This is a genomic window from Nocardioides marinus, from assembly GCF_013408145.1.
Taxonomy (GTDB): Bacteria; Actinomycetota; Actinomycetes; order Propionibacteriales; family Nocardioidaceae; genus Nocardioides; species Nocardioides marinus.
In genome coordinates this window covers 669,196-690,099 of the sequence record NZ_JACBZI010000001.1, presented here as the reverse complement: position 1 = coordinate 690,099, position 20,904 = coordinate 669,196, and the positions used below count along the sequence as shown (strand labels likewise).

General features: G+C 73.0%; 18 protein-coding genes. 11 read left to right on the top strand and 7 right to left on the bottom strand.

Annotation, left to right across the window (positions count from 1 at the left end):
- Positions 1-66 precede the first annotated feature (66 nt).
- Both BKA05_RS03350 and BKA05_RS03345 read left to right on the top strand, forming a co-directional pair.
- A complete protein-coding gene (locus BKA05_RS03350) occupies positions 67-2,169 on the top strand; it encodes an acyltransferase family protein (RefSeq protein ID WP_179530161.1) in 2,103 nt (700 codons plus the stop codon).
- 69 nt (positions 2,170-2,238) lie between these two features.
- Positions 2,239-3,288 (top strand): LLM class F420-dependent oxidoreductase, encoded by a 1,050-nt coding sequence (locus tag BKA05_RS03345; RefSeq protein WP_343045505.1) that lies wholly within the window; start codon positions 2,239-2,241, stop codon positions 3,286-3,288.
- Here the strand turns inward: BKA05_RS03345 and BKA05_RS03340 are convergent.
- Entirely contained in the window at positions 3,269-3,616 is a 348-nt protein-coding gene (locus BKA05_RS03340; protein ID WP_179530160.1) for a hypothetical protein, read from the bottom strand. The genes BKA05_RS03345 and BKA05_RS03340 overlap by 20 nt on opposite strands.
- A 204-nt stretch (positions 3,617-3,820) precedes the next feature.
- On the opposite strand from BKA05_RS03340, the gene BKA05_RS03335 reads away from it, so the two are divergent.
- Positions 3,821-6,358, top strand: a complete 2,538-nt coding sequence (locus BKA05_RS03335; protein ID WP_179530159.1) for a bifunctional FO biosynthesis protein CofGH — start codon at positions 3,821-3,823, stop codon at positions 6,356-6,358.
- A 6-nt stretch (positions 6,359-6,364) separates the two neighbouring features.
- Here BKA05_RS03335 and BKA05_RS03330 read toward each other — a convergent pair whose 3' ends face one another.
- Positions 6,365-7,312 (bottom strand): aldose epimerase family protein, encoded by a 948-nt coding sequence (locus BKA05_RS03330; RefSeq protein WP_179530158.1) that lies wholly within the window; start codon positions 7,310-7,312, stop codon positions 6,365-6,367.
- 187 nt (positions 7,313-7,499) lie between these two features.
- On the opposite strand from BKA05_RS03330, the gene BKA05_RS03325 reads away from it, so the two are divergent.
- From BKA05_RS03325 to BKA05_RS03310, 4 genes are all read left to right on the top strand, one after another.
- Positions 7,500-8,579: a substrate-binding domain-containing protein gene (locus BKA05_RS03325; RefSeq protein ID WP_179530157.1), complete on the top strand. Its 1,080-nt coding sequence runs from the start codon at positions 7,500-7,502 to the stop codon at positions 8,577-8,579.
- 99 nt (positions 8,580-8,678) lie between these two features.
- Positions 8,679-9,443: an ATP-binding cassette domain-containing protein gene (locus BKA05_RS03320; protein WP_179530156.1), complete on the top strand. Its 765-nt coding sequence runs from the start codon at positions 8,679-8,681 to the stop codon at positions 9,441-9,443.
- 36 nt (positions 9,444-9,479) lie between these two features.
- Positions 9,480-10,736: a sugar ABC transporter permease gene (locus tag BKA05_RS03315; RefSeq protein ID WP_179530155.1), complete on the top strand. Its 1,257-nt coding sequence runs from the start codon at positions 9,480-9,482 to the stop codon at positions 10,734-10,736.
- A gap of 2 nt (positions 10,737-10,738) precedes the next feature.
- A complete protein-coding gene (locus tag BKA05_RS03310; protein ID WP_179530154.1) occupies positions 10,739-11,968 on the top strand; it encodes an ROK family protein in 1,230 nt (409 codons plus the stop codon).
- A 25-nt stretch (positions 11,969-11,993) separates the two neighbouring features.
- Here BKA05_RS03310 and BKA05_RS03305 read toward each other — a convergent pair whose 3' ends face one another.
- The 3 genes from BKA05_RS03305 to BKA05_RS20180 all read right to left on the bottom strand — a co-directional run bounded on the left by BKA05_RS03305 (position 11,994) and on the right by BKA05_RS20180 (position 15,847).
- Positions 11,994-13,193, bottom strand: coding sequence for an ROK family protein (locus tag BKA05_RS03305; RefSeq protein ID WP_179530153.1), 1,200 nt, complete (start codon positions 13,191-13,193; stop codon positions 11,994-11,996).
- Positions 13,194-13,197: 4 nt separating this feature from the next.
- Positions 13,198-14,364 (bottom strand): xylose isomerase, encoded by a 1,167-nt coding sequence (gene xylA, locus BKA05_RS03300; protein WP_179530152.1) that lies wholly within the window; start codon positions 14,362-14,364, stop codon positions 13,198-13,200.
- A 91-nt stretch (positions 14,365-14,455) separates the two neighbouring features.
- Complete coding sequence (locus BKA05_RS20180) at positions 14,456-15,847, bottom strand: FGGY family carbohydrate kinase (RefSeq protein WP_179530151.1); 1,392 nt, start codon at positions 15,845-15,847, stop codon at positions 14,456-14,458.
- Positions 15,848-15,938: 91 nt separating this feature from the next.
- On the opposite strand from BKA05_RS20180, the gene BKA05_RS03290 reads away from it, so the two are divergent.
- From BKA05_RS03290 to BKA05_RS20175, 3 genes are all read left to right on the top strand, one after another.
- Complete coding sequence (locus BKA05_RS03290; protein ID WP_179530150.1) at positions 15,939-16,397, top strand: DUF5709 domain-containing protein; 459 nt, start codon at positions 15,939-15,941, stop codon at positions 16,395-16,397.
- A gap of 32 nt (positions 16,398-16,429) precedes the next feature.
- Positions 16,430-17,302 (top strand): TIGR03619 family F420-dependent LLM class oxidoreductase, encoded by an 873-nt coding sequence (locus tag BKA05_RS03285; protein WP_179530149.1) that lies wholly within the window; start codon positions 16,430-16,432, stop codon positions 17,300-17,302.
- A 137-nt stretch (positions 17,303-17,439) separates the two neighbouring features.
- Complete coding sequence (locus tag BKA05_RS20175; RefSeq protein WP_179530148.1) at positions 17,440-17,775, top strand: lipopolysaccharide assembly protein LapA domain-containing protein; 336 nt, start codon at positions 17,440-17,442, stop codon at positions 17,773-17,775.
- Here the strand turns inward: BKA05_RS20175 and BKA05_RS03275 are convergent.
- Both BKA05_RS03275 and BKA05_RS03270 read right to left on the bottom strand, forming a co-directional pair.
- The gene (locus BKA05_RS03275; protein WP_179530147.1) at positions 17,762-18,283 is read right to left on the bottom strand and encodes a glycine cleavage system transcriptional repressor; all 522 of its coding nucleotides are present in this window, start codon (positions 18,281-18,283) and stop codon (positions 17,762-17,764) included. The genes BKA05_RS20175 and BKA05_RS03275 overlap by 14 nt on opposite strands.
- Positions 18,280-19,254, bottom strand: a complete 975-nt coding sequence (locus BKA05_RS03270; protein WP_179530146.1) for an ECF transporter S component — start codon at positions 19,252-19,254, stop codon at positions 18,280-18,282. Before BKA05_RS03270 ends, BKA05_RS03275 begins: the two co-directional genes overlap by 4 nt.
- Positions 19,255-19,371: 117 nt before the next feature.
- Between BKA05_RS03270 and BKA05_RS03265 the strand changes: the two genes are divergently transcribed.
- A complete protein-coding gene (locus BKA05_RS03265; RefSeq protein ID WP_343045504.1) occupies positions 19,372-20,901 on the top strand; it encodes an SDR family NAD(P)-dependent oxidoreductase in 1,530 nt (509 codons plus the stop codon).
- The last annotated feature ends 3 nt before the right edge of the window (positions 20,902-20,904 follow it).

Below are 20,904 nucleotides of genomic sequence, written 5' to 3'. Positions count from 1 at the left end.
GACCGGATCCTCGCACCCGGCGCGCATCGGGCTCGTGCCGCGTCACCCCTTGATACCGTCCTCAGCGTGTCCGGCGCGTTCCGCGGTGATGTCCAGGGGCTGCGCGCCGTCGCAGTCCTCACGGTCGTCGCCGCCCACGCGGGGGTCCCGCACCTGCCCGGCGGCTTCGTCGGCGTCGACGTCTTCTTCGTCATCTCCGGCTTCTTGATCTCCGGGCTGCTCTTCGCCGAGCTCGAGCGGGGCGGGACGCTGTCGCTGAGCGGCTTCTGGGCCCGCCGGGCGCGCCGCATCCTGCCCGCGGCGACCGTGGTGCTGGTCGCGACCGTGGTGATGTCGTTGTTCTGGACGACCGTCATCGACGCGCGTGACGTCCTCGACGACGCGGCTTGGTCGGCCGCCTTCCTGGCCAACGTCCACTTCGCCCAGCAGGGCGTCTACTACTTCGCCGCCGAGACCGGCCCCTCCCCGCTCCAGCACTACTGGTCGCTGGCCGTCGAGGAGCAGTTCTACGTCGTCTGGCCGCTGCTGCTGATCGCGGTCACGGTCGCGGCGCGCGTCCTCAGCCGCCGCGGGAAGCAGCAGCGCCTGGCCCGCGGCTCCGTGCTGGCCGTGCTGCTGGCGGTGACGGCCGCGTCCTTCGCCTGGTCGGTCCACGTCACGACGACCTCGCCCACGTCGGCGTACTTCTCGACCCCGGCGCGGGTGTGGGAGCTGGCGATCGGGGCCGTCGTCGCGCTGCTCGCACCGCGACTCGCGCCCCGGATCCCCCGCCCGGTCGGCTGGCTGCTCTCCCTGGGTGGCCTCGCCGCGGTCGCCGCGGCCGTGGTGGTCATCGACGAGACCACCCCCTTCCCCGGGTACGCCGCCGCCCTGCCGGTCCTCGGCACGGCTGCCCTGCTGCTGGCCGGGTCGGCCCCCGGGCTGCTGTTCGTGCCGGTGCGGTGGCTGCTGGACAACCCGGTGATGCGCCGCGTGGGCGACTGGTCGTTCTCGCTGTACCTGTGGCACTGGCCCGCGCTGGTGCTGACCGAGCGCAACGCCGGGCGCGACCTCACGACGGTCGAGACCGCCGCCGTCGTGCTCGTCGTGGTCAACCTGGCCGCGCTGACCTACCGCTTCGTCGAGCAGCCGTTCCGCACCGGCGTCCCGGCGCGCAGGCTGCCCGCCCCGCGCAGCCTGCTGCTCTACCCGGCCAGCCTGGTGCTCGTCGCCGCCACGGTGGCCGGCGGCTGGTGGTGGACCGGCGTCCAGGGGGGCGAGTCCGGCGACAACCCCGCGATCACCCTCGACGAGGCCGCCCGGCTCGCGGAGCACGAGCGCACCGTCGCCCTGGTCCGTGCCTCGGTGGAGGCGGCCCGCAACGAGGTCGACATCCCCTCCGACCTCACCCCGGACCTGCTCAACCTGCGCAGCTCGATCGCCGACGTGGGCGCCTGCGACTACGAGGACGACGACGTGCGGGCCCTGTGCCCGCGCGGGGACTCCACCGGCGACCGCACCCTGGTGCTGCTCGGCGACTCCCACGCCCGCGCCTGGATCCCGGCGCTGGAGCAGATCGCCTCCGAGCACGGGTGGCGCGCCTACTACCTCGTCAAGCCGCAGTGCCCGGCCGCTCACGTCACCGTGGCGCCGGTGCGCGAGGCGGTGGTCTTCGAGGCGTGCGAGGAGTTCCAGGAGTGGAGCATGACCACGGTCGCCGCGCTCTCCCCCGACCTCGCGATCGTGGCCTCCTCGCCCCCGGTCAACGGGGTCTGGGTCGACGGTGAGCGTCGCGAGCAGCTCGACGAGGTCGCCGACGTCCTGGAGGACGGCTACGACTCGCTCTTCGACGAGCTGGACACCGCCGCGGAGCGCACCGTCCTCATCCGCGACGTCCCGAAGGCCGGGCACGACCCCGGCGACTGCCTCACCAGCTCGCGCCCGAGCCTGCTGGACTGCATGTTCACCCCCGTGGAGCGCTCCACCCTGCTCGGCGACGTGGCGGTCAAGGTGGCGCTGCTCCACGACGCCGACGTCGTCGACCCCACCCCCTGGCTGTGCTGGCAGGACATGTGCCCCGTGGTCATCGGCGGCACGCTGTCCTACCGCGACACCGACCACCTCACGACCGAGTACGCCGCCGCGCTGGCCGGGGCCCTCGGGCGGGCCCTGGGGCTCACCGAGGGGTGAGCCACGTCTCCCTCCACGAGCGATCGTGACACTGCTACTGTCACGATCGACGTACACCACCCCGGAGCCGTGGAGGTCCCCATGAAGCTGTCGATGCCGCTCGTCTACGCCGGCAACCCGCGCGAGACCGCCGACCAGGTCGCCGGCCTGGAGAAGGCGGGCCTGGACCTGATCTGGGTCGCCGAGCCGTACGGCTTCGACGCCCCGACCCTGATGGGCTACCTCGCCGCCAAGACCGAGACCGTCCAGATCGGCGCGGGCATCCTCAACGTCTACTCCCGCACGCCGGGCGCGCTGCTGCAGACCGCCGCCGGCCTGGACAACGTCTCCGGGGGGCGCGCCGTCATCGGCCTGGGCGCCTCGGGCCCGCAGGTGATCGAGGGCTTCCACGGGATGCCCTACGACCGACCGCTCACCCGCACCCGCGAGGTCATCGACGTGCTGCGGATGGGGCTGCGCCACGAGAAGCTGGACTACCAGGGCAGGACGTTCTCGGTGCCGCTGCCCGAGGGGCAGGGCCTCGGGCTGGGCAAGCCGCTGAAGCTGCTCAACCGCCCCGAGCGCCCCCAGGTGCCGCTGTGGGTCGCGGCGCTGGGCGACAAGAACGTCGCGATGACCGCCGAGGTGGCCGACGGCTGGCTGCCGTTCCTCTACTACCCCGAGAAGGCCCAGCAGGTCTGGGGCGAGCCGCTGGCCCGGGGAGCCGCGAAGCGCTCGGCCGACCTGGCCCCGCTGGAGATCTGCGCGGGCGGCATGGTCGCGATCGGCGAGGGTCCGGAGACCAAGGCGCTGCTGGACTTCATGCGCCCGATGTACGCGCTGTACGTCGGCGGCATGGGAGCGCGGGACAAGAACTTCTACAACCAGCTGGCATGCGAGTACGGCTTCGAGAAGGAGGCCAAGGAGATCCAGGACCTCTACCTCTCGGGCAAGAAGAAGGAGGCCGAGGCACTGGTCCCGCTGGAGTGGCTGGAGGCCGGCAACCTGGTCGGTCCCGAGTCCTACGTCAAGGAGCGGATCGCGGCCTTCCGGGAGTCCGGCGTGACGAACCTGTCGGTGACGCCGGCCAGCGACGACCCGGCCGGCACCATCGCGGCCATCAAGGAGTGGGTGTCCTGAGCCCTCGCGGCGCCGCCTCCGCGTGCAGCGTGCGGACCTCGGTCCGCTCGCCGCGCGGAAGCGGCAGCCGCAGCTCGGAGCGCACCACCGGCATCGGGGCGGTCTCGCGCGAGCGCCGGAACCGGGACATCAGGCTCCAGAGCCCGCTGAGCACGCTCAGCCACACCGGGATGCCCAGCAGGTAGGCCGGCACGACCAGCAACGGGTGCAGCTGCCAGGTCAGCACCAGGCCAGCCACGATCGGCACCAGCACCAGCGCCGCGCCGCCGACCAGCAGGCCCAGCCGCCCGATCCGGGCTCCTCGACCTCGTCCGTCGTCCTTGCTCATGTCTCGCTCAACTCTCCCCATGTGCCGCTGGCCTCCAGACAACCAAACGAACGACTCCCAGGGAAAGGCACGGCCCGATGACCGAACAAGTCCGGACGATCCCTCCAGACCAGTCGGGGTCGCCACGCGGCGATCGCGTCAAGCACCTGTCTTGTCGGGTGGGCCAGGTCACGGCGCCGCCGGCGCGCTCGTTAGCCTGAGTCGATGGACGAGCAGCCGACCCCGCAGCAGGTACGCCGGGCGCTGGCCCGCGTCGAGCGTGGCGCTCGGCTCGATCCGGCCGAGGCGACGGTGCTGCTGGCCGCGACCGGTGAGGACCTCGACCGGTTGTGCACCGCCGCGGCGCGGGTGCGCGACGCGGGCCTGGAGGCGGCCGGTCGCCCGGGGGTGGTGACCTACTCGCCGAAGGTGTTCATCCCGGTCACGCGACTGTGCCGTGACCGGTGCCACTACTGCACGTTCGTGGAGACCCCGGGTCAGGCGGCCCGAGAGGGTCGGGCGCCCTACCTCTCCCCCGACGAGATCCTGGCGATCGCCTCCCAGGGCGCGGCGATGGGGTGCCTGGAGGCACTGTTCACCCTGGGCGACCGGCCCGAGGACCGCTGGCCCGAGGCGCAGGCCTGGCTCGACGAGCAGGGCTACGACTCCACCCTGGCCTACGTCCGCGCGATGGCGGTGCGGGTGCTGGAGGAGACCGGACTGCTGCCCCACCTCAACCCCGGCGTGATGTCGTGGGAGGAGATGAACCGCCTCAAGCCGGTCTCCCCGTCGATGGGGATGATGCTCGAGACGACCTCGCGGCGGCTCTTCGAGACCAAGGGCGAGGCCCACTACGGCTCGCCCGACAAGGACCCGGCCGTGCGGCTGCGGGTGCTGGAGGATGCCGGCCGGCTCTCGATCCCGTTCACCACGGGGCTGCTGGTCGGCATCGGCGAGACCCTGGCCGAGCGGGCCGAGACGATCTTCGCGCTGCGCGCCTCGGCAACGGCCTACGGGGCGATCCAGGAGGTGATCGTCCAGAACTTCCGGGCCAAGCCCGACACCGCGATGCGGCACACCGACGACCTCGGCCTGGACGAGTACCTCGCCACGATCGCCGTCACCCGGCTGGTGCTGGGCCCCAGGGCGCGGGTCCAGGCCCCGCCGAACCTCACCGACCTCTCCGAGTGCCACGCCCTGCTCGGCGCCGGTGTCGACGACTGGGGCGGGGTGTCCCCGCTGACGCCGGACCACGTGAACCCCGAGCGGCCCTGGCCCTCGCTGGAGCGGCTGCGCGAGATCAGCGCCGAGGCCGGCTTCGAGCTGGCCGCGCGGCTCACGGTCCACCCGGAGTACGTCCGCGCCTCGCTCGGCGGTGACGCGGCCTGGATCGACCCCCGGGTGCGGTCGCACGTGGCTGCCCTGGCCACTCCCGAGGGGCTCGCGCGACCCGGCGTACGCCCCGAGGGGCTGGCGTGGCAGGAGCCCGACGGCGGGCTGGAGTCCACCGGTCGCACCGACCTCTTCGCCGCCATCGACGCAGAGGGGCCAGGAGGGGGCCGCACCGAGGACCGGCGCTCGGACTTCGCCGACGTGTACGGCGACTGGGACTCCGTCGGCGAGGCGGCGAGTCGCACCGGAGCCCCGGCCGTCCTGCACACCGAGGGCCGCGAGGCGCTGGCCGCCGCCGAGGCCGACCCCGGCAACCTCTCCGACGAGCACGCACTGACGCTGATGACCGCCGAGGGCCCACTGCTGGAGCAGGTGTGCCGGCTGGCCGACGACCTGCGCCGCGAGGTCGTGGGCGACGACGTGACCTACGTGGTCAACCGGAACATCAACTTCACCAACGTCTGCTACGTCGGCTGCCGCTTCTGCGCCTTCGCGCAGCGCAAGAGCGACGCCGACGCCTACACGCTCTCGATGGACGAGGTGGCCGACCGGGCCGCGGAGGCGTGGGACCTGGGCGCGACCGAGGTGTGCATGCAGGGCGGGATCGACCCCGACCTGCCGGCCTCGGCGTACTTCGACCTCGCGACCGCGGTCAAGCAGCGCGTGCCGGAGATGCACGTGCACGCCTTCTCCCCGATGGAGGTCGTCAACGGCACGGCCCGCACCGGCCTGTCCGTGGAGGACTTCCTCATCAAGGCCCGCGAGTCCGGCCTGGGGTCGCTGCCCGGCACCGCCGCGGAGATCCTCGACGACGAGGTCCGCTGGGTGCTGACCAAGGGCAAGCTGCCCGCCCGGACCTGGATGGACATCGTCTCCACCGCGCACCGCATCGGGCTGCCGACGACCTCGACGATGATGTACGGCCACGTCGACAACCCGCGGCACTGGGTGGGGCACCTGCGGGTGCTCTCCCGGATGCAGGACGCCGCGCTGGAGCACGGTGCGGCCCGGTTCACCGAGTTCGTGCCACTGCCCTTCGTGCACACCTCCGCGCCGATCTACCTCGCCGGCGTCGCCCGCCCCGGCCCGACGATGCGCGACAACCTCGCGGTCCACGCGATGGCCCGGATCCTGCTGCACGGGCGCATCGACAACATCCAGACCTCGTGGGTCAAGCTCGGCGTCGAGGGCACCCGCGCGATGCTGCGCGCCGGTGCCAACGACCTCGGCGGCACGCTGATGGAGGAGACGATCTCGCGGATGGCCGGCTCCGAGCACGGCTCGGCCAAGACCGTCGCCGAGCTCGTCGAGATCGGCGCCGGCATCGACCGGCCGGTGCGCGAGCGCACCACCCTCTACGGCACCCGCTGAGGCGGCTCAGCCGAAGCGCCACCAGGTGGTCCGGGCGTACACCTCGCCAGGCCGCAGCACCGGCGGCCAGAACGCCGGTCGACCGGGAGCGTCCGGCAGGTCCTGCGCCTCCAGAGCCACCCCCGCCCGCGGCACGAGGGGACGCCCGTCCTTCCCGGGCAGGCCAGGCAGGGCGTCGCCGGTGTAGACCTGCAGACCCGGGGCGTCGGTGGAGACCTCCAGCCGGCGGCCGGTCGGCGGGTGCTCCAGGACCGCAGCCAGGCGGCGGATCCCCGGCGCGCCGAGGACCCAGCAGTCGTCCCACCGCTCCTCCAGTGGTCGCGGGTGGCGCAGGTCCCATCGCGTCCCCACCACCGGGACGGGTCGCTCGTCCACCGGGAGCAGCTCGTCGTCGACCGCCACCCGCAGGACGGCCGGCACCCGCAGGCGGTGGTCCTCGAGGTCCCCCACGCCCGCGCCGAGGTCGAAGTAGCTGTGCTGGGTCAGGTTGACCACGGTGGTCGCGTCGGCGGTCGCCCGCAGCGCGACCTCCACCTCGTCCCCGCGCACGGCGTAGGTGACCTGCGCCCGCAAGCACCCGGGGAAGCCCTGGTCACCGTCGGGGCTCACCAGCTCCAGCGTCACGGCGTCGTCGGCATCGTCGGCCTCGTCCCCGGTCGGCGCCCGGCCCGACCACTGCCGGCGGCCGAAGCCGTCCGGGCCCCCGTGCAGGGTGTGGGGCCCCTCGTTGCGCAGCAGGCGGTGCTCGCGCCCGTCGAGGCGGAGCAGTCCGTCGCGGAGGCGGTTGGCGTAACGACCCACGACCACGCCCACGAAGTGCTCGTCCCGGGCCTGGGCCGCGGCGTCTCGGTGGCCCAGGACGACGTCCTCGGGACCCGTCGGCCCCGGGACCAGCAGCCGGTGCAGTGCCGCGCCGGTGGACAGCACCTCCAGGCGCAATACGTTGTTCTCCACAACGTATTGCGTGACGGTCTGCGCGCCCACCCGGCCCCAGCTTCGCGACTCCACACGCCCATCCTGCCGTGAAATGTCGTTGACAGCACCCTCTAGACGTGACTCCCGTCACTCGATATGTTGCGAGTCACAACAAAGCCGGACGTTCTGCCCGGCAGGCCCGAACACCATCAGGAGGGTGTTTTCCGTGAAGCACACCAACAAGCTCGTGCTGGCCGGGGTCCTGTGCTCCGCACTGGCCATCAGCGCCTGCGGCAGCGACTCCGAGGACACCGGTACCGACGCCGGGTCCGACGCCGGCAAGATCGGCGTGATCCTCCCCGACACCAAGTCCTCGGTCCGCTGGGAGAACGCCGACCGTCCGGCGCTCGAGGACGCCTTCGACGCCGCCGGCGTCGACTACGACATCCAGAACGCCGAGGGCGACGCCGACCGCATGGCGCAGATCGCCGACAGCATGATCGCCGACGGCGTCACCGTCCTGGCCATCGTCAACCTCGACTCCGAGTCCGGCGCTGCGCTGCAGGAGAAGGCCGCCAGCCAGGGTGTCGCGACCATCGACTACGACCGCCTCACGCTGGGTGGGGCCGCCGACTACTACGTCTCCTTCGACAACAACCGCGTCGGCGCGCTCCAGGGCGAGGGCCTGGCCGAGTGCCTGGGCGAGGAGGAGGCCAACCTGATCTACCTCAACGGCTCCCCCACCGACAACAACGCGACCCTGTTCTCCGCTGGCGCCCACTCGGTGCTCGACGAGGTCTCCTCCTACACCACCGTCGGCGAGCAGGCCGTCCCCGACTGGGACCCCGACCAGGCGGTCACCATCTTCGAGCAGCTCTACACCAAGGTCGACGGTGACGTGGACGGCGTCTACGCCGCCAACGACGGCCTCGCGGGTGCGGTCATCTCGATCCTGGAGAAGAACGGCCGTGCGGGCCAGGTCCCGGTCACCGGGCAGGACGCCACCGTCGAGGGCCTGCAGAACATCCTCGCCGGCACCCAGTGCATGACGATCTACAAGTCCGCCAAGGAGGAGGCAGGCGCGCTCGCCGACGTCGCCATCGCCCTCGCCACCGGCGAGGAGGCCGAGACCAACGGCACCACCGAGGACTCCGAGGGCGGCCGTGACGTCCCGTCGATCCTGCTGGACCCCCAGCCGATCACCGCGGACTCCGTCAAGAGCGTCATCGACGACGGTGGGGCGTCGGCCTCCGACGTGTGCACCGGCAGCTTCGCGAAGTTCTGCGACAAGGCCGGGATCTCCTGATCCACCTCCGCGAGACTGAGCCGGGTGGGCGTCCCGGACCGACGCCCACCCGGCACCACCACCCCTGCAGGCACGACCGCACCGAGAGAGAGACCACCGATGACCGAACCGCTGCTGGCGCTGCGCGGCGTGAACAAGAGCTTCGGACACGTGCACGTCCTGCACGACGTCGACTTCGACGTCCACCCCGGCCAGGTGACCGCCCTCGTGGGTGACAACGGCGCCGGCAAGTCGACCCTGGTCAAGGTCATCGCCGGGATCTACGGCCGCGACTCCGGCCAGTACCTCTTCGAGGGCCGCCCCGTCGACGTCCACGGACCCCGCGACGTCGCCGACCTGGGCGTCGAGGTCGTCTACCAGGACCTCGCACTGTGCGACAACCTCGACATCGTCCAGAACATGTTCCTGGGTCGCGAGACCCGACGCTGGGGCATGCTCGACGAGGTCGACATGGAGACCCGGGCCCGCGAGACCCTTGCTTCTCTCTCCGTGCGCACCGTGAAGTCGGTGCGCCAGAGCGTCAACAGCCTCTCCGGCGGGCAGCGCCAGACCGTGGCCATCGCCAAGGCCGTCCTCTGGAACTCCCGCATCGTCCTGCTCGACGAGCCCACCGCCGCCCTCGGCGTCGCCCAGACCCGGCAGGTCCTCGACCTCGTCCGCCGGCTGGCCGACCGCGGGCTCGGCGTGGTCCTCATCTCCCACAACATGACCGACGTCTTCGAGGTCGCCGACCGGATCACCGCGCTCTACCTGGGGCGGGTGGCCGCCGACGTCCCGGCCACCGACGTGAACCACGCGCAGGTGGTCGAGCTGATCACCGCGGGCCGCTCGGGCGCACTCGGCCTCGCCGAGAACGCACTCTGACCGCTCTGTGACCGCCCCCGACCCCGGAGCCACGACATGACCAGCACCAAGCCCGAGCTCGCCGACAGCGACTTCGCCATCGACACCCGCACGAGCACCGTCCCGGAGTACCTGCGCGCCTACCTCGGCCGCGTACGCGGCGGTGACATGGGCGCCCTGCCCGCCGTCCTGGGCCTCGTCGTCCTCGGCATCGTCTTCTCGGTCACCACCGAGCGATTCTTCTCCCTGCTCAACATCTCCAACCTCATCGTGCAGGCGGGGCCGATCTGCCTGCTGGCCATGGGCCTGGTGCCGGTGCTGCTGCTCGGCGAGATCGACCTGTCCGCCGGCGTCGCCGGCGGCACGTCGGCCGGGTTCACCGCGCTGGCGATCGTCGACCACGGCCAGCACTGGACCGTGGCGGTGGCCGTCGGGCTGCTGGTTGGCGCCTTGATCGGCCTGGCCGTCGGCGCCCTGGTGGCTATCCTCGGCATCCCGTCCTTCGTGGTCTCCCTCGCCTTCTTCCTGGGCCTGCAGGGCGTCCTGCTGTGGCTCATCGGCGAGGGCGGCTCGATCCGAGTGGCCGACGAGGTCCTGCGCGGACTCACGATCAACAACGTCGGCGTCACCGCGGGCTGGGTCGTGGCCGTCCTGGTGGCGGCGGTCTTCGCCGGGGGGACGCTCTGGCAGCACCGTCAGCGCGTCGCCAAGGGGCTGCAGCACCCTCCCTTCCCCGTCGTGGTGGTCCGCGTCGTGGCCATCAGCCTGGTCATCCTCGCCGTGCCGTTCCTGCTGAACCAGAACCGCGGCCGGCCGACGTTCCCGATCCAGGGGATCCCGTGGGTGCTGCCCGTGGTGGTCGTGCTGCTGCTCGTGTGGACCTTCGTCCTGACCCGCACGACGTTCGGCCGCTACCTCTACGCCGTCGGCGGCAACGCCGAGGCTGCGCGGCGAGCGGGCGTCAACGTCGTACGCATCAAGGTCTCGGCCTTCGTCTTCTGCTCGATGATGGCCGCAGCCAGCGGCATCGTGCAGGCCTCCTACACCGGGAAGGTCTCGGCCTCCTCCGGCGGCGGGAACGTCCTGCTGTACGCCGTCGGCGCGGCCGTGATCGGCGGGGTCAGCCTCTTCGGCGGCCGTGGTCGTGCGGTCCACGCCGTCATCGGCGGACTCACCATCGCCACGATCGCCAACGGCCTGCCGCTGCTGGTCAACGAGAGCTACGCCAACTACCTGGTGACCGGCGGGGTGCTCCTCGTCGCCGCCAGCGTGGACGCCCTCTCGCGCCGACGCCGCTCCACGGCAGGGGTGTGACCGTGACGCCGGCGCGGCCCGCCACGGGCACCGGCACCAACCACGAGGCCGTCCGCCGCCACAACCTCGGCACCCTGCTGCGTCACGTGCACCTGGGCGGGGAGGTCTCCCGCGCCCACCTGACGACCCGCATGCAGCTCAACCGCAGCACGATCGGCGGACTGGTCACCGAGCTCGAGGGGCTGGGGCTGGCCCGTCAGACCCAGCCCTCGCCGAGCCGTGGCGCCGGCCGCCCCTCGGCCGGGGTCACGACGGCGCACGACGGCCCGTTCGTGATCGCCGTCGACCTCGGGGTCGACCGCGTGGTGGTCGCCAGGGTCGCGCTCGGCGGCGCGGTCGAGCAGCGGGCCCGCGCGGCCATCCCCTCCTCCGCCCGAGAGGCCTGGCAGGTGGGGTCGACGGTGGCGGACCTGGTCCGCGAGGTGGTCTCGGGCGCGCCACCGGCCGCTCCGCTGGTGGGCATGGGGGTCAGCGTCCCCGGCCTGGTCCGCCGCAGCGACGGCCTCGTGCGGCTGGCACCGAACCTGGAGTGGCACGACGTCTCGTTCGGCTCCATCGTCCTGGCCGCGCTGGGCCTCGACGTGCCCGTCACCACCGCCAACGACGCCGACCTGGGGGCGCTGGCCGAGCAGCGTCGCGGTGCCGGTCTCGGCATCGACGACCTGGTCTACATCTCCGGCAACGTCGGCGTCGGCGCCGGCGTCATCCTGGGCGGTCACCCGCTGCGCGGAGCCGCGGGGTACGTCGGCGAGGTCGGTCACCTGCGGCTGGGCACCGAGGGCCGGGCCTGCCACTGCGGCAACGTCGGCTGCTGGGAGACCGAGGTCGGCGGGTTGGCCATCGCAGAAGCGGTCGGTTGCCCGGCGCAGCAGGTGGCCTCGCTCGACGGCTTCCTGGACACCTACACCGGCCCGCTGGAGGGCCTGCGGGAGATCGGCGAGCAGCTCGGCGGTGGTCTGGCCAGCCTGGTGAACGTCTTCAATCCCGAGCGGCTGGTGCTCGGGGGCTACTTCCGCCCGCTCTTCGCGCTCGTCGGCGACGAGGTGCGCCGAGCGCTGGCGGCCCGCGCCCTGCCGGCCCCCATGGAGTCGGTCAGCCTCACCACGCCGGGTCTCGGCGCCGACTCGGTGCTGGTCGGCGCCGCGGAGGTGGCGCTCGAGCCGCTGCTCGTGGACCCGGTCGCCACCATGGCCCAGGCCGTGCGCGACGTACCGGCCCGGCTGGCCGGCTGACGCGGCTGACGCGGCTGACGCGGCCTCAGGGCAGCGCCGCCGACCCGTCCATCACGTCGTCCCAGGACCGCTCGGCCGCTCCCGTGGCCGCGGCCACCAGCCCGAGCTCCGAGGCACGCAGCTGCGGCCGGGGCTGGGCGGGCGAGGGCAGTCTCGCGTCGAGCTCGGCACGTGCCGGCTCGAGGACGAGGTCGCCGAGCTCGCTGAAGTACCCGCCAAGCACGATGACCGAGGGGTCCAGGACCGTGGCCAGCGCGGCCAGCCCCGACCCCAGCAGGCGGCCCAGGTCCCCCACCGCGCCTCGCACCGCGGCGTCGCCCGCCGCCCTCGCGGCGACCTCGCGGGCCACCGCCGTCGGTGTCCCTCCGGGCGGCAGCCCGGCTGCCCGGCACAGCGCCATGAGGCCCACGCTGGCCTCCAGACACCCGGCCCGACCACAGCCGCACCGGTCCTCGGGGCGCCCCAGCGGCAGGTGGCCGACCTCGCCGGCGAACCCGGCCGCTCCCCGGAGCAGCCGCCCGTCGATGACCACGCCGGCGCCGATCCCGATCGTGCCGGTCAGGTAGAGCGCGTGCGCCACACCGGCCGCGGCACCACGCCGGGTCTCGGCGTACGCCGCGCAGTTGGCGTCGTTGAGCACCCGGACCGACGGCACGGCCCCGTCGTGCTCCCGGGCCAGCACCCCGCCGACCAGCTCGGACAGCCGCGGGTCGTCCAGCCGCAGGTTCGGCGCCCACGCCACCGTCCGGTCGTCGGCCTGCACGAGCCCGGGCACGCCCACCGTCACGCCGGCCAGCCGTCGCCCGGACAGCGCGCGCGCGGTCTCGGCGACCAGGCCGCTCAGCGCGTCCGACGCACCGGCCCCGTCGAGACCACGGCTCCGCGAGAGGACGACGTCGCCGGCCAGGTCGACCGCTACGGCGCTGACGTAGTCGACGTTGACCTCGAAGCCCAGGCCGACCAGGCCGTGCCCGGTGAGGGACAACGGCCGGCGGGGCCGGCCCCTCACCGTCGCGGAGGCGGGGGGCTCGGTGGTCTCCGCCACCGCGCCACGATCCTCCAGCTCTGCGGCGATCGCCCCGACCGTGGCCTTGGCCAGGCCGGTCCGCTCGGCGAGCTCGCTGCGGGACGCCGGGCCGTCGTGGCGCAGCGAGCGCAGCACCGCGGCCGTGTTGGCCCGGCGCAGCCACTCGGTGCCCGTCACGGGGCGGGGGGCCTGCCTCACGCCGTCAGCGCACGCCGTACAGGTGCTCCAGCGCGAGCTGGTCGAGCACCTCCAGGCCGGTGTCGCGGGCGCCGAGCGCCTCGACGTCCGGGGCCGGGTCGCCGGCCAGCGAGCGCCAGGTCTCGCCCTCGGCGAGCGTCGGCCGCGCCAGCTCGGGCAGCTCGGCCTTCTCCAGCGCCGCCTGCACCTCGGGGTCGGCACGGAAGGCTCGGGCCTTCTCGCGCAGCACGAGGTAGTTGGTCATGCACGCCTGCGCGGTCGCCCACACGCCGTGCTCGTCCTCGGTGCGCGAGGGCTTGTAGTCGAAGTGCACGGGACCGTCGTACCCGCCCGAGAGCAGGGTGTCCACGACCCAGAAAGCTCCGCGGACGTTGCCGGCGCCGAAGCGCAGGTCCTGGTCGAAGCGGGGACCGTGCTGGCCGTTGAGGTCGATGTGGAACAGCTTGCCCTGCCACATCGCCTGGGCGTAGCCGTGCGCGGCGTTGAGGCCGGCCATCTCCTCGTGCCCGACCTCGGGGTTGAGCCCGACCAGTTCGGGTCGCTCGAGGGTCTCGATGAAGGCCAGCGCGTGGCCGACGGTGGGCAGCAGGATGTCGCCGCGGGGCTCGTTGGGCTTGGGCTCGATGGCGAAGCGCAGGTCGTAGCCCTGGTCGACGACGTACTCGCCGAGGACGTCGAAGGCCTCCCGGTAGCGGTCCAGGGCGGAGGCGACGTCCTTGGACGCGCCGTGCTCGGCACCCTCGCGGCCGCCCCAGCAGACGTAGGTCTGAGCACCGAGCTCGGCGGCCAGGTCGAGGTTGCGCATCACCTTGCGCAGGGCGAAGCGGCGCACCTCGCGGTTGTTGGAGGTGAAGGCGCCGTCCTTGAAGACGGGGTGGCTGAACAGGTTGGTGGTGGCGGTGGTGACGACCAGGCCGGTCTGGGCCAGCCCCTGGCGGAACCGGTCGAGGATCTGCCCGCGCGTGGCGTCGTCGGCGCCGAACGGGATCAGGTCGTCGTCGTGGAAGTTCACGCCGTAGGCGCCGAGCTCGGCCAGGCGCTCGAGGGCGTGGACCGGGTCCATGGCCGGGCGGGTGGCCTCACCGAAGGGGTCGCGGCCGACGTAGCCGATGGTCCACAGGCCGAAGGAGAACTTGTCCTCGGGCGTGGGTGCGGGGATCTGGAGTGGCATGGTTCCTCGTCTCGTGGTCGTGTCGGTGAGGGTGGCGGTGATGGTGGTGGCGGCGGGGCGTGGGCCGGTCAGGCCCTCGTCGGAGTCCTGCTCAGGTCCAGTCCGAGGTCCGGTCGCGCAGCGTCGCGTAGCGCTCGCGGACCTCGGGGGTGGCGGGTGCCTCGAGCAGCTGCGTGCCGGGCAGCTCCCAGGCAGGTGGGGTCGGGGCCCCGGACAGCGCCCACGCAGCCTGGCGCGCGGCCCCGAGGGCGACGTACTCCGCCGGGGGCGGCAGCTCGACGCTGGCTCCCAGGACGCCGGGCAGCACTCGCTGCACGGCGGGGCTGCGCGCGGCACCGCCGACCAGCAGGACGCGGCCACCGGACTCGCCGGTGTGGGCCCGCAGGTGGTCCACGGCGTCGGCGAGGCTGCACGAGAGCGCCTCGACGGCCGCCCGCGCGAGGTCGGCGCGGGTGGTGGTCGTGGTGAGGCCGGTCCAGGTGCCCACGGCGTCCGGACGGTTCGGCGTGCGCTCCCCGGCGTAGTAGGGCAGCAGCACCGCGCCACCGGCGCCCGGGGAGGACTCCAGGGCGAGGGCGGCGAGGCCGGCGTGGTCGGTGCCCAACCAGGCGGCCTGGAGGTCGAGGATCCGGGCGGCGTTCATCGTCGTGACCATGGGCAGGAAGCCGCCGTCGGCGGCGGCGAAGCCGGTGACGGTGCCGGTGCCGTCGGCGACGGGGTGCGGGCTCACGGTGGAGGCGACGCCGGAGGTGCCGATGGAGAGCAGCACGTCGCCCGGGCGCAGGCCCGTGCCGAGGGCGGCGGCCATGTTGTCCCCGGTGCCGGCCGCCAGCGCCTGCCCGTCCGGCGTGGTCGCGGCGACCTCGCCGGGAGCGACGACGCGCGGCAGCTCGACCTCGTGCCCGAGGGCGGCGGCCGCCAGGTCGGGACGCCACTCGCCGCGACCCGTGGCGTAGTACCCCGTGCCCGAGGCGTCGCCGCGGTCGGTCCAGGGCGCGGCCCGGCGACCGGAGAGGTGCCAGGAGACGTAGTCGTGGGGCAGCAGGACGCTGCGCACCCTCGAGGCCGCGGCGGGATCGTGGTCGCGCAGCCACCGGAGCTTGGTCACCGTGAAGGACGCGACGAGGACGCTGCCCACCTCGGCCGCGCAGGCCTGCGCCCCGCCCATCTCCTCGATCAGGGCCCGGGCCGCAGCGGCCGAGCGGGTGTCGTGCCACAGCAGCGCGTCGTGGACCGGCTCCCCTGCGTCGCCCAGGGCGACCATGCCGTGCTGCTGTCCGCCCACGGCCACGGCCTCCGCCCTGCCGACGCGCGCGAGACGGGCCAGCACCTCGTCGACCGCCTGCAGCCAGGCCCGCGGATCCACCCGCGTCCCGGTCGGGTGCGGCACCCGGGCCTCCCCGACCACCTCTCCCGTGGCGGCGTCCGCGAGCACGCCGGTGCAGGACTGGGTGCTGGAGTCGAGGCCGATGACGTACGTCACACCCCCATTAAGTACGAGTGTCGAACTAATGTCAACGCAGGGGCCCGACCGGGTGGGACGGTCGGCGCGTGTGCGTGCCTACGTTGGGGCCATGAGCCAGAGCGAGCCGACCGAGACCGACCTGGACGCCACCACCGCCGCGGAGACCTACGGCGACTACAGCGTCGACGACGAGGACCAGCCCGTGGGGCTGGACAACCTCACCGACGTCGAGGGCGACGTCGAGGACGAGCTGGACCGCGGCTACTCCCCGCCGGAGAAGTATTCCCCCGGCCAGGGCTACGGCAACACCCCCTACGAGGAGGCCACCGGCGAGTCCCTCGACCAGCGGATCGCCCAGGAGGTCCCGGAGCCGGATCCGTACACCGACGTTCCGACCGAGGACCTCGACGACGGCGAGGTGGGCGACCAGCGCGCCGGTCGGCTCGTGGACCCCGACCAGGGGCTGGGCGAGGACACCGAGAAGGACCTCGTCGGCGACGACGTCGGCATCGACGGCGCCGCGGCCTCCCCCGAGGAGGCGGCCGTCCACGTCGTCCCGGAGGACTAGAACGCGTTCTAGTCCATCAGTAGGGTGCCGGGGTGCGCTTCTCCCTCAGCACCGCCTACCTCCCGGTCACCGAGCTCCCCGTCCTGGCGCAGGCCGCCGACCGGCTCGGCTACCACGCGATGGCCGTCCCGGACCACGTCGTGGACCTGGAGACCCTGCAGACCCCCTACCCCTACACCTCCGACGGCGAGCGCCGGTGGGGCCGCGACGCGGCCTGGCCGGACCCGTGGGTGCTCATCGGCGCGCTGGCGGCGGTGACGACGCGGCTGCGCTTCTTCACCTCCGTCTACGTCCCGGCGATCCGCAACCCGTTCCAGGTCGCCAAGTCGGTCGGCACCGCCGCCGTCCTGTCCGGTGACCGGGTCGCCCTGGGGGTCGGCATCGGTTGGTGCCGCGAGGAGTTCGAGCTGCTGGAGCAGGACTTCGGGACCCGCGGCCGACGCACCGACGAGGCCCTGCGTCTCATGCAGGCCCTCTGGCAGGCCGGGTGGACCGAGTTCGAGGGGGACTTCTACTCGGCGCCGAGGATGGTCATGGAGCCCACGCCGACCGCCCCGATCCCGGTGTACGTCGGCGGGCTGTCCGAGGTCGCGTTCCGACGCGCCGCCCGGCACGACGGGTGGGTCGGCGACCTCTACACCGTCGACGAGGCCGCCGAGCACGCGACGACGCTGGCCCGGATGCGCGAGGAGGCCGGCAACGAGCGCGACTTCTCGGTCATCACCGCCCTGACCGACGCCTTCACCCCCGAGCAGTTCGCACGGGCCGAGGAGCTCGGCGTCACGGACGTGATGACGATGCCGTGGGCCTACTACCACGGGCTCGACGTGGGGCTGGAGCAGAAGCTCGACGGCCTGGAGCGCTTCGCGGAGGACGTGCTGCGCCCGCTGGCGCCGGGAAAGTAGAGAACCGCTGGCGTCTCGGGTCGCCAGCGGTTCATCAGGAACGATAAGCGCCGATCCGGCGCCTGTCAGGCGAACCGGCCCGCCGTCCCGTCATCCGGGCGAAGTGGTCCAGCCCACCGACGGACTAGATTGAGGGTGTGAGCACCGCGAGCGAGCAGCCCGAGACCCCTGACCAGTCCACCACACCGGAGCCGGAGAAGAGCCGGACGCCGGACAACCCGCTGCGCGGCTCCCGCACCAGCGGGGTGTGGGTGGGCACCGTGGGGCTGGGGCTGCTGCTGGTGCTGCTGGTCGTCTTCATCGCCCAGAACACCGACACCACGACGGTGCGGTTCCTCTCCTTCCAGGGCGAGGCCCCGGTCGCCGTGGCACTGCTCATCGCCACCGCGGCCGGCATCCTGCTCACCGCCACCGCGGGCTCGCTGCGGATCCTCCAGCTGCGCCGACGCACCCGCAAGGTCACTCGAGGCTGAGCTCGACCATCAGCTCGTCGGCGATCTGCTCCAGCGCCGCGCGCAGCTCGTCGAGCCCGGACTCCCCCGGCACGCTCAGCTCGGCCTCGACCTCGAAGAGCAGGCCGCCGGCCATCGGCGCCTCACGCAGGTCGGTGGTGAGGCTCTCGATGCCGACCCCGTGAGCGGCGATCGTGCGCGAGATCTCCGCGACGATGCCGGGGCGGTCGGTCCCGAGCAGGTGCAGCTGCACGCTGGCCGGTGCCGCCTCGGACGGAGCGTCCGTGCGGCGTACGTCGACACGCAGGCCGTCGGCCGCGAGCCCGGCCAGGTCGCCCTCGAGGGCCCCGACGGCCGCCTCGGGGACCGTCACCAGCACGATGCCGGCGAACTCCCCGGCCAGGCGGGCCATCTGCGAACGCTGCCAGCTGCCGCCGTGCCGCTCGACCGGGCCCGAGACCGCCGAGACCAGACCGGGGCGGTCGGCGCCGATGACGGTCAGGACGAGGTGCGCCTGGGGGCTGCTCATGCCGAGGAGCGTACCGGCGGCTCGGGGCGCGAACCCGCCAGCGGCATCAGCGGCCGCATCGAGGCCACGAGCGTCCAGGGCAGCACGTCCACCGCGAGCAGCGCCACCGCGCCGGAGATCGTCTTGTCGGCCAACGAGGTGATGATGTTGGAGCTGGCCACGGCCAGCCACAGGGAGTTCACGACGTCCTGGATGATCAGCCGCACGTCGTCGGCGCCGTTGCCGGTCTGGCCCCCGAGCGCCAGGATGATCGGCACGGCCAACAGCGTGCAGCACAGCGCCGAGAGGGCGCTGAGCCCGAAGAACCGCGGGATCGTCGAGCCCATCTTGAACCGGCGCACCCCGTAGCCCCACACGAGGGCGCCGGCGACGTTGACGACCGCGAACGGGATCGAGTCGTAGCCCGAGAGCCCGACGCCGAGGAAGTTGGTCGAGACGCCGACACCCGCGCCCCACCACGGGCCGAGGATGATCGCGGCCACGGCGGTGCCCACCATGTCGAGGTAGAGCGGGATCTCCAGGACGTTGACCATCCATCGGCCGAAGAGGTTGATCGCCAGGCAGCCCAGGCACAGCAGCAGGGCGGCGTTGACGGTGGGCGGTGCCGGGGGCGGCGGCGGGGGCTCTGGCGCCGGCTCGGGCTCGGGCTCCGGGGCGGGCGCCGGCTCCCTCACCGGCGTCGGTGCGGCCCCGGCGTGGGCGGTGCGGCAGCGCTCGGCCCACTCGTCCACCTCGGCCTCCGTCGCGCCGAGGGCGCGCACGATGTCGAGCACGAGCGCGGTGTCCATCCGGCGACGGCCCTCGCGGAAGGCGTCGTAGACGGTCGTGCGGGCCGGACGCGACTGGGCGTCGGGCCCTCCGCGGAGCTCGCGGAGCTTGGCGATGCGCAGCGCGATCTCGGCGTACGACGGCGCCCCCGCGGCCGCGCGGCGGGCCTGCAGGTCCCCCGCGATCTGGTCAAACGTCGTCATCCGAGCATCACGGGCGCAAGGATAGAGGTGACCACCGACACGGTTAAGGTTTTCTGCACCACCGTCCCGAACAAGTCCGAACATGTCCGAACGCGCGGACCCGCGTATGGTCACCCGGTGACCCAGCCGCCCGAGCCCACGGCCACCGACGCGACGTACCTCGAGCGGGTCGATCCCGACGAGCTGGCCACGACGCTCAAGGTGCTCTCCGAACTGCACCTGCTCGCGCCCGACCACCCCGACGTCCGCACGGTCAAGCACGCCACCGGGCACATGTGGAAGCTGATCAAGAAGACCCGCAGGGCGGCCCTCCGGGCGGAGCGTGCCGCCCACGACCGCGCCGTCGTGGAGCGGACCGCGACCGGCTCGGCCCTGCGCATCGACGACGAGACCGCCGGCCTCCCGCTGGTCTCCACCGCCCAGGGCGCCTACGCCGGCGAGCTCATCACCGCCCGCGGCTGCTACATCTGCAAGAGCGACTACACCCTGGTCGACGCCTTCTACCACGGGCTGTGCCCCGACTGCGCTGCCTTCTCCCACGCCAAGCGCGACCAGCGCACCGACCTCACCGGGAAGCGGGCCCTGCTCACGGGCGGCCGCGCCAAGATCGGCATGTACATCGCCCTGCGACTGCTGCGCGACGGGGCGGACCTGACGATCACCACCCGGTTCCCCAAGGACGCCGTACGCCGGTTCGCGGCCATGGAGGACTCCGCGGACTGGCTGCACCGGCTGACCGTGGTCGGTATCGACCTGCGCGACCCCACCCAGGTGGTCGCGCTGACCGACGACGTCGCCGCCGGGGGTCCGCTGGACATCCTGATCAACAACGCCTGCCAGACCGTCCGCCGCAGCCCGGGCGCCTACTCCCAGCTCGTCGAGATGGAGTCCGCCCCGCTGCCGGACCTGCCCGTGCTGCCGGAGATGGTCTCCTTCGACCGGATCTCCGAGGCGCACCCCGCCGCCATCACCGGCGCGCTGCGCGAGCACGCGGTCGCCCACCACGAGGGCGAGTCCGCGGAGCACGCCGCGGCGGTCCACAACGCCGCCAGCCTCACCGCCCTGGCGCTCAAGGCCGGTCACGCCTCCCTCGACGCACACCTGGCCGGCACCGCCGTCGACGCCGGCGGCCTGCTCCCCGACCTGCAGACCACCAACTCCTGGACCCAGGTCGTCGACGAGGTCGACCCCTTGGAGCTGCTCGAGGTGCAGTTCTGCAACGCGATCGCGCCGTTCCTGCTGGTCTCCCGGCTGCGCCCGGCGATGCGCGCGGCGGTCGCCCGCGGTGCGCGCCGCGCGTACGTCGTCAACGTCAGCGCGATGGAGGGCCAGTTCGGCGGGCGGCGCTACAAGGGCGCCGGACACCCGCACACCAACATGGCCAAGGCCTCGCTCAACATGCTCACCCGGACCTCGGCCGAGGAGATGTTCGAGACCGACCGGATCCTGATGACCGCCGTGGACACCGGCTGGATCACCGACGAGCGCCCGCACCAGGAGAAGCTGCGCATCGCCGCCGAGGGCTGGCACGCCCCGCTCGACCTCGTCGACGGCGCCGCCCGGGTCTACGACCCGATCGTGCGCGGCGAGGCCGGCGAGGACCTCTTCGGCTGCTTCCTCAAGGACTACGTCAAGGCGCCCTGGTAGGAG

What these genes read in the sequence shown, in the direction of transcription:
- BKA05_RS03340 (WP_179530160.1), bottom strand. Translation starts at nt 3,616, where the DNA reads ATGAGCAAGGACGACGGACGAGGTCGAGGAGCCCGGATCGGGCGGCTG.
- BKA05_RS03335 (WP_179530159.1), top strand. Translation starts at nt 3,821, where the DNA reads ATGGACGAGCAGCCGACCCCGCAGCAGGTACGCCGGGCGCTGGCCCGC.
- BKA05_RS03320 (WP_179530156.1), top strand. Translation starts at nt 8,679, where the DNA reads ATGACCGAACCGCTGCTGGCGCTGCGCGGCGTGAACAAGAGCTTCGGA.
- BKA05_RS03315 (WP_179530155.1), top strand. Translation starts at nt 9,480, where the DNA reads ATGACCAGCACCAAGCCCGAGCTCGCCGACAGCGACTTCGCCATCGAC.
- xylA (WP_179530152.1), bottom strand. Translation starts at nt 14,364, where the DNA reads ATGCCACTCCAGATCCCCGCACCCACGCCCGAGGACAAGTTCTCCTTC.
- BKA05_RS03290 (WP_179530150.1), top strand. Translation starts at nt 15,939, where the DNA reads ATGAGCCAGAGCGAGCCGACCGAGACCGACCTGGACGCCACCACCGCC.
- BKA05_RS03275 (WP_179530147.1), bottom strand. Translation starts at nt 18,283, where the DNA reads ATGAGCAGCCCCCAGGCGCACCTCGTCCTGACCGTCATCGGCGCCGAC.
- BKA05_RS03270 (WP_179530146.1), bottom strand. Translation starts at nt 19,254, where the DNA reads ATGACGACGTTTGACCAGATCGCGGGGGACCTGCAGGCCCGCCGCGCG.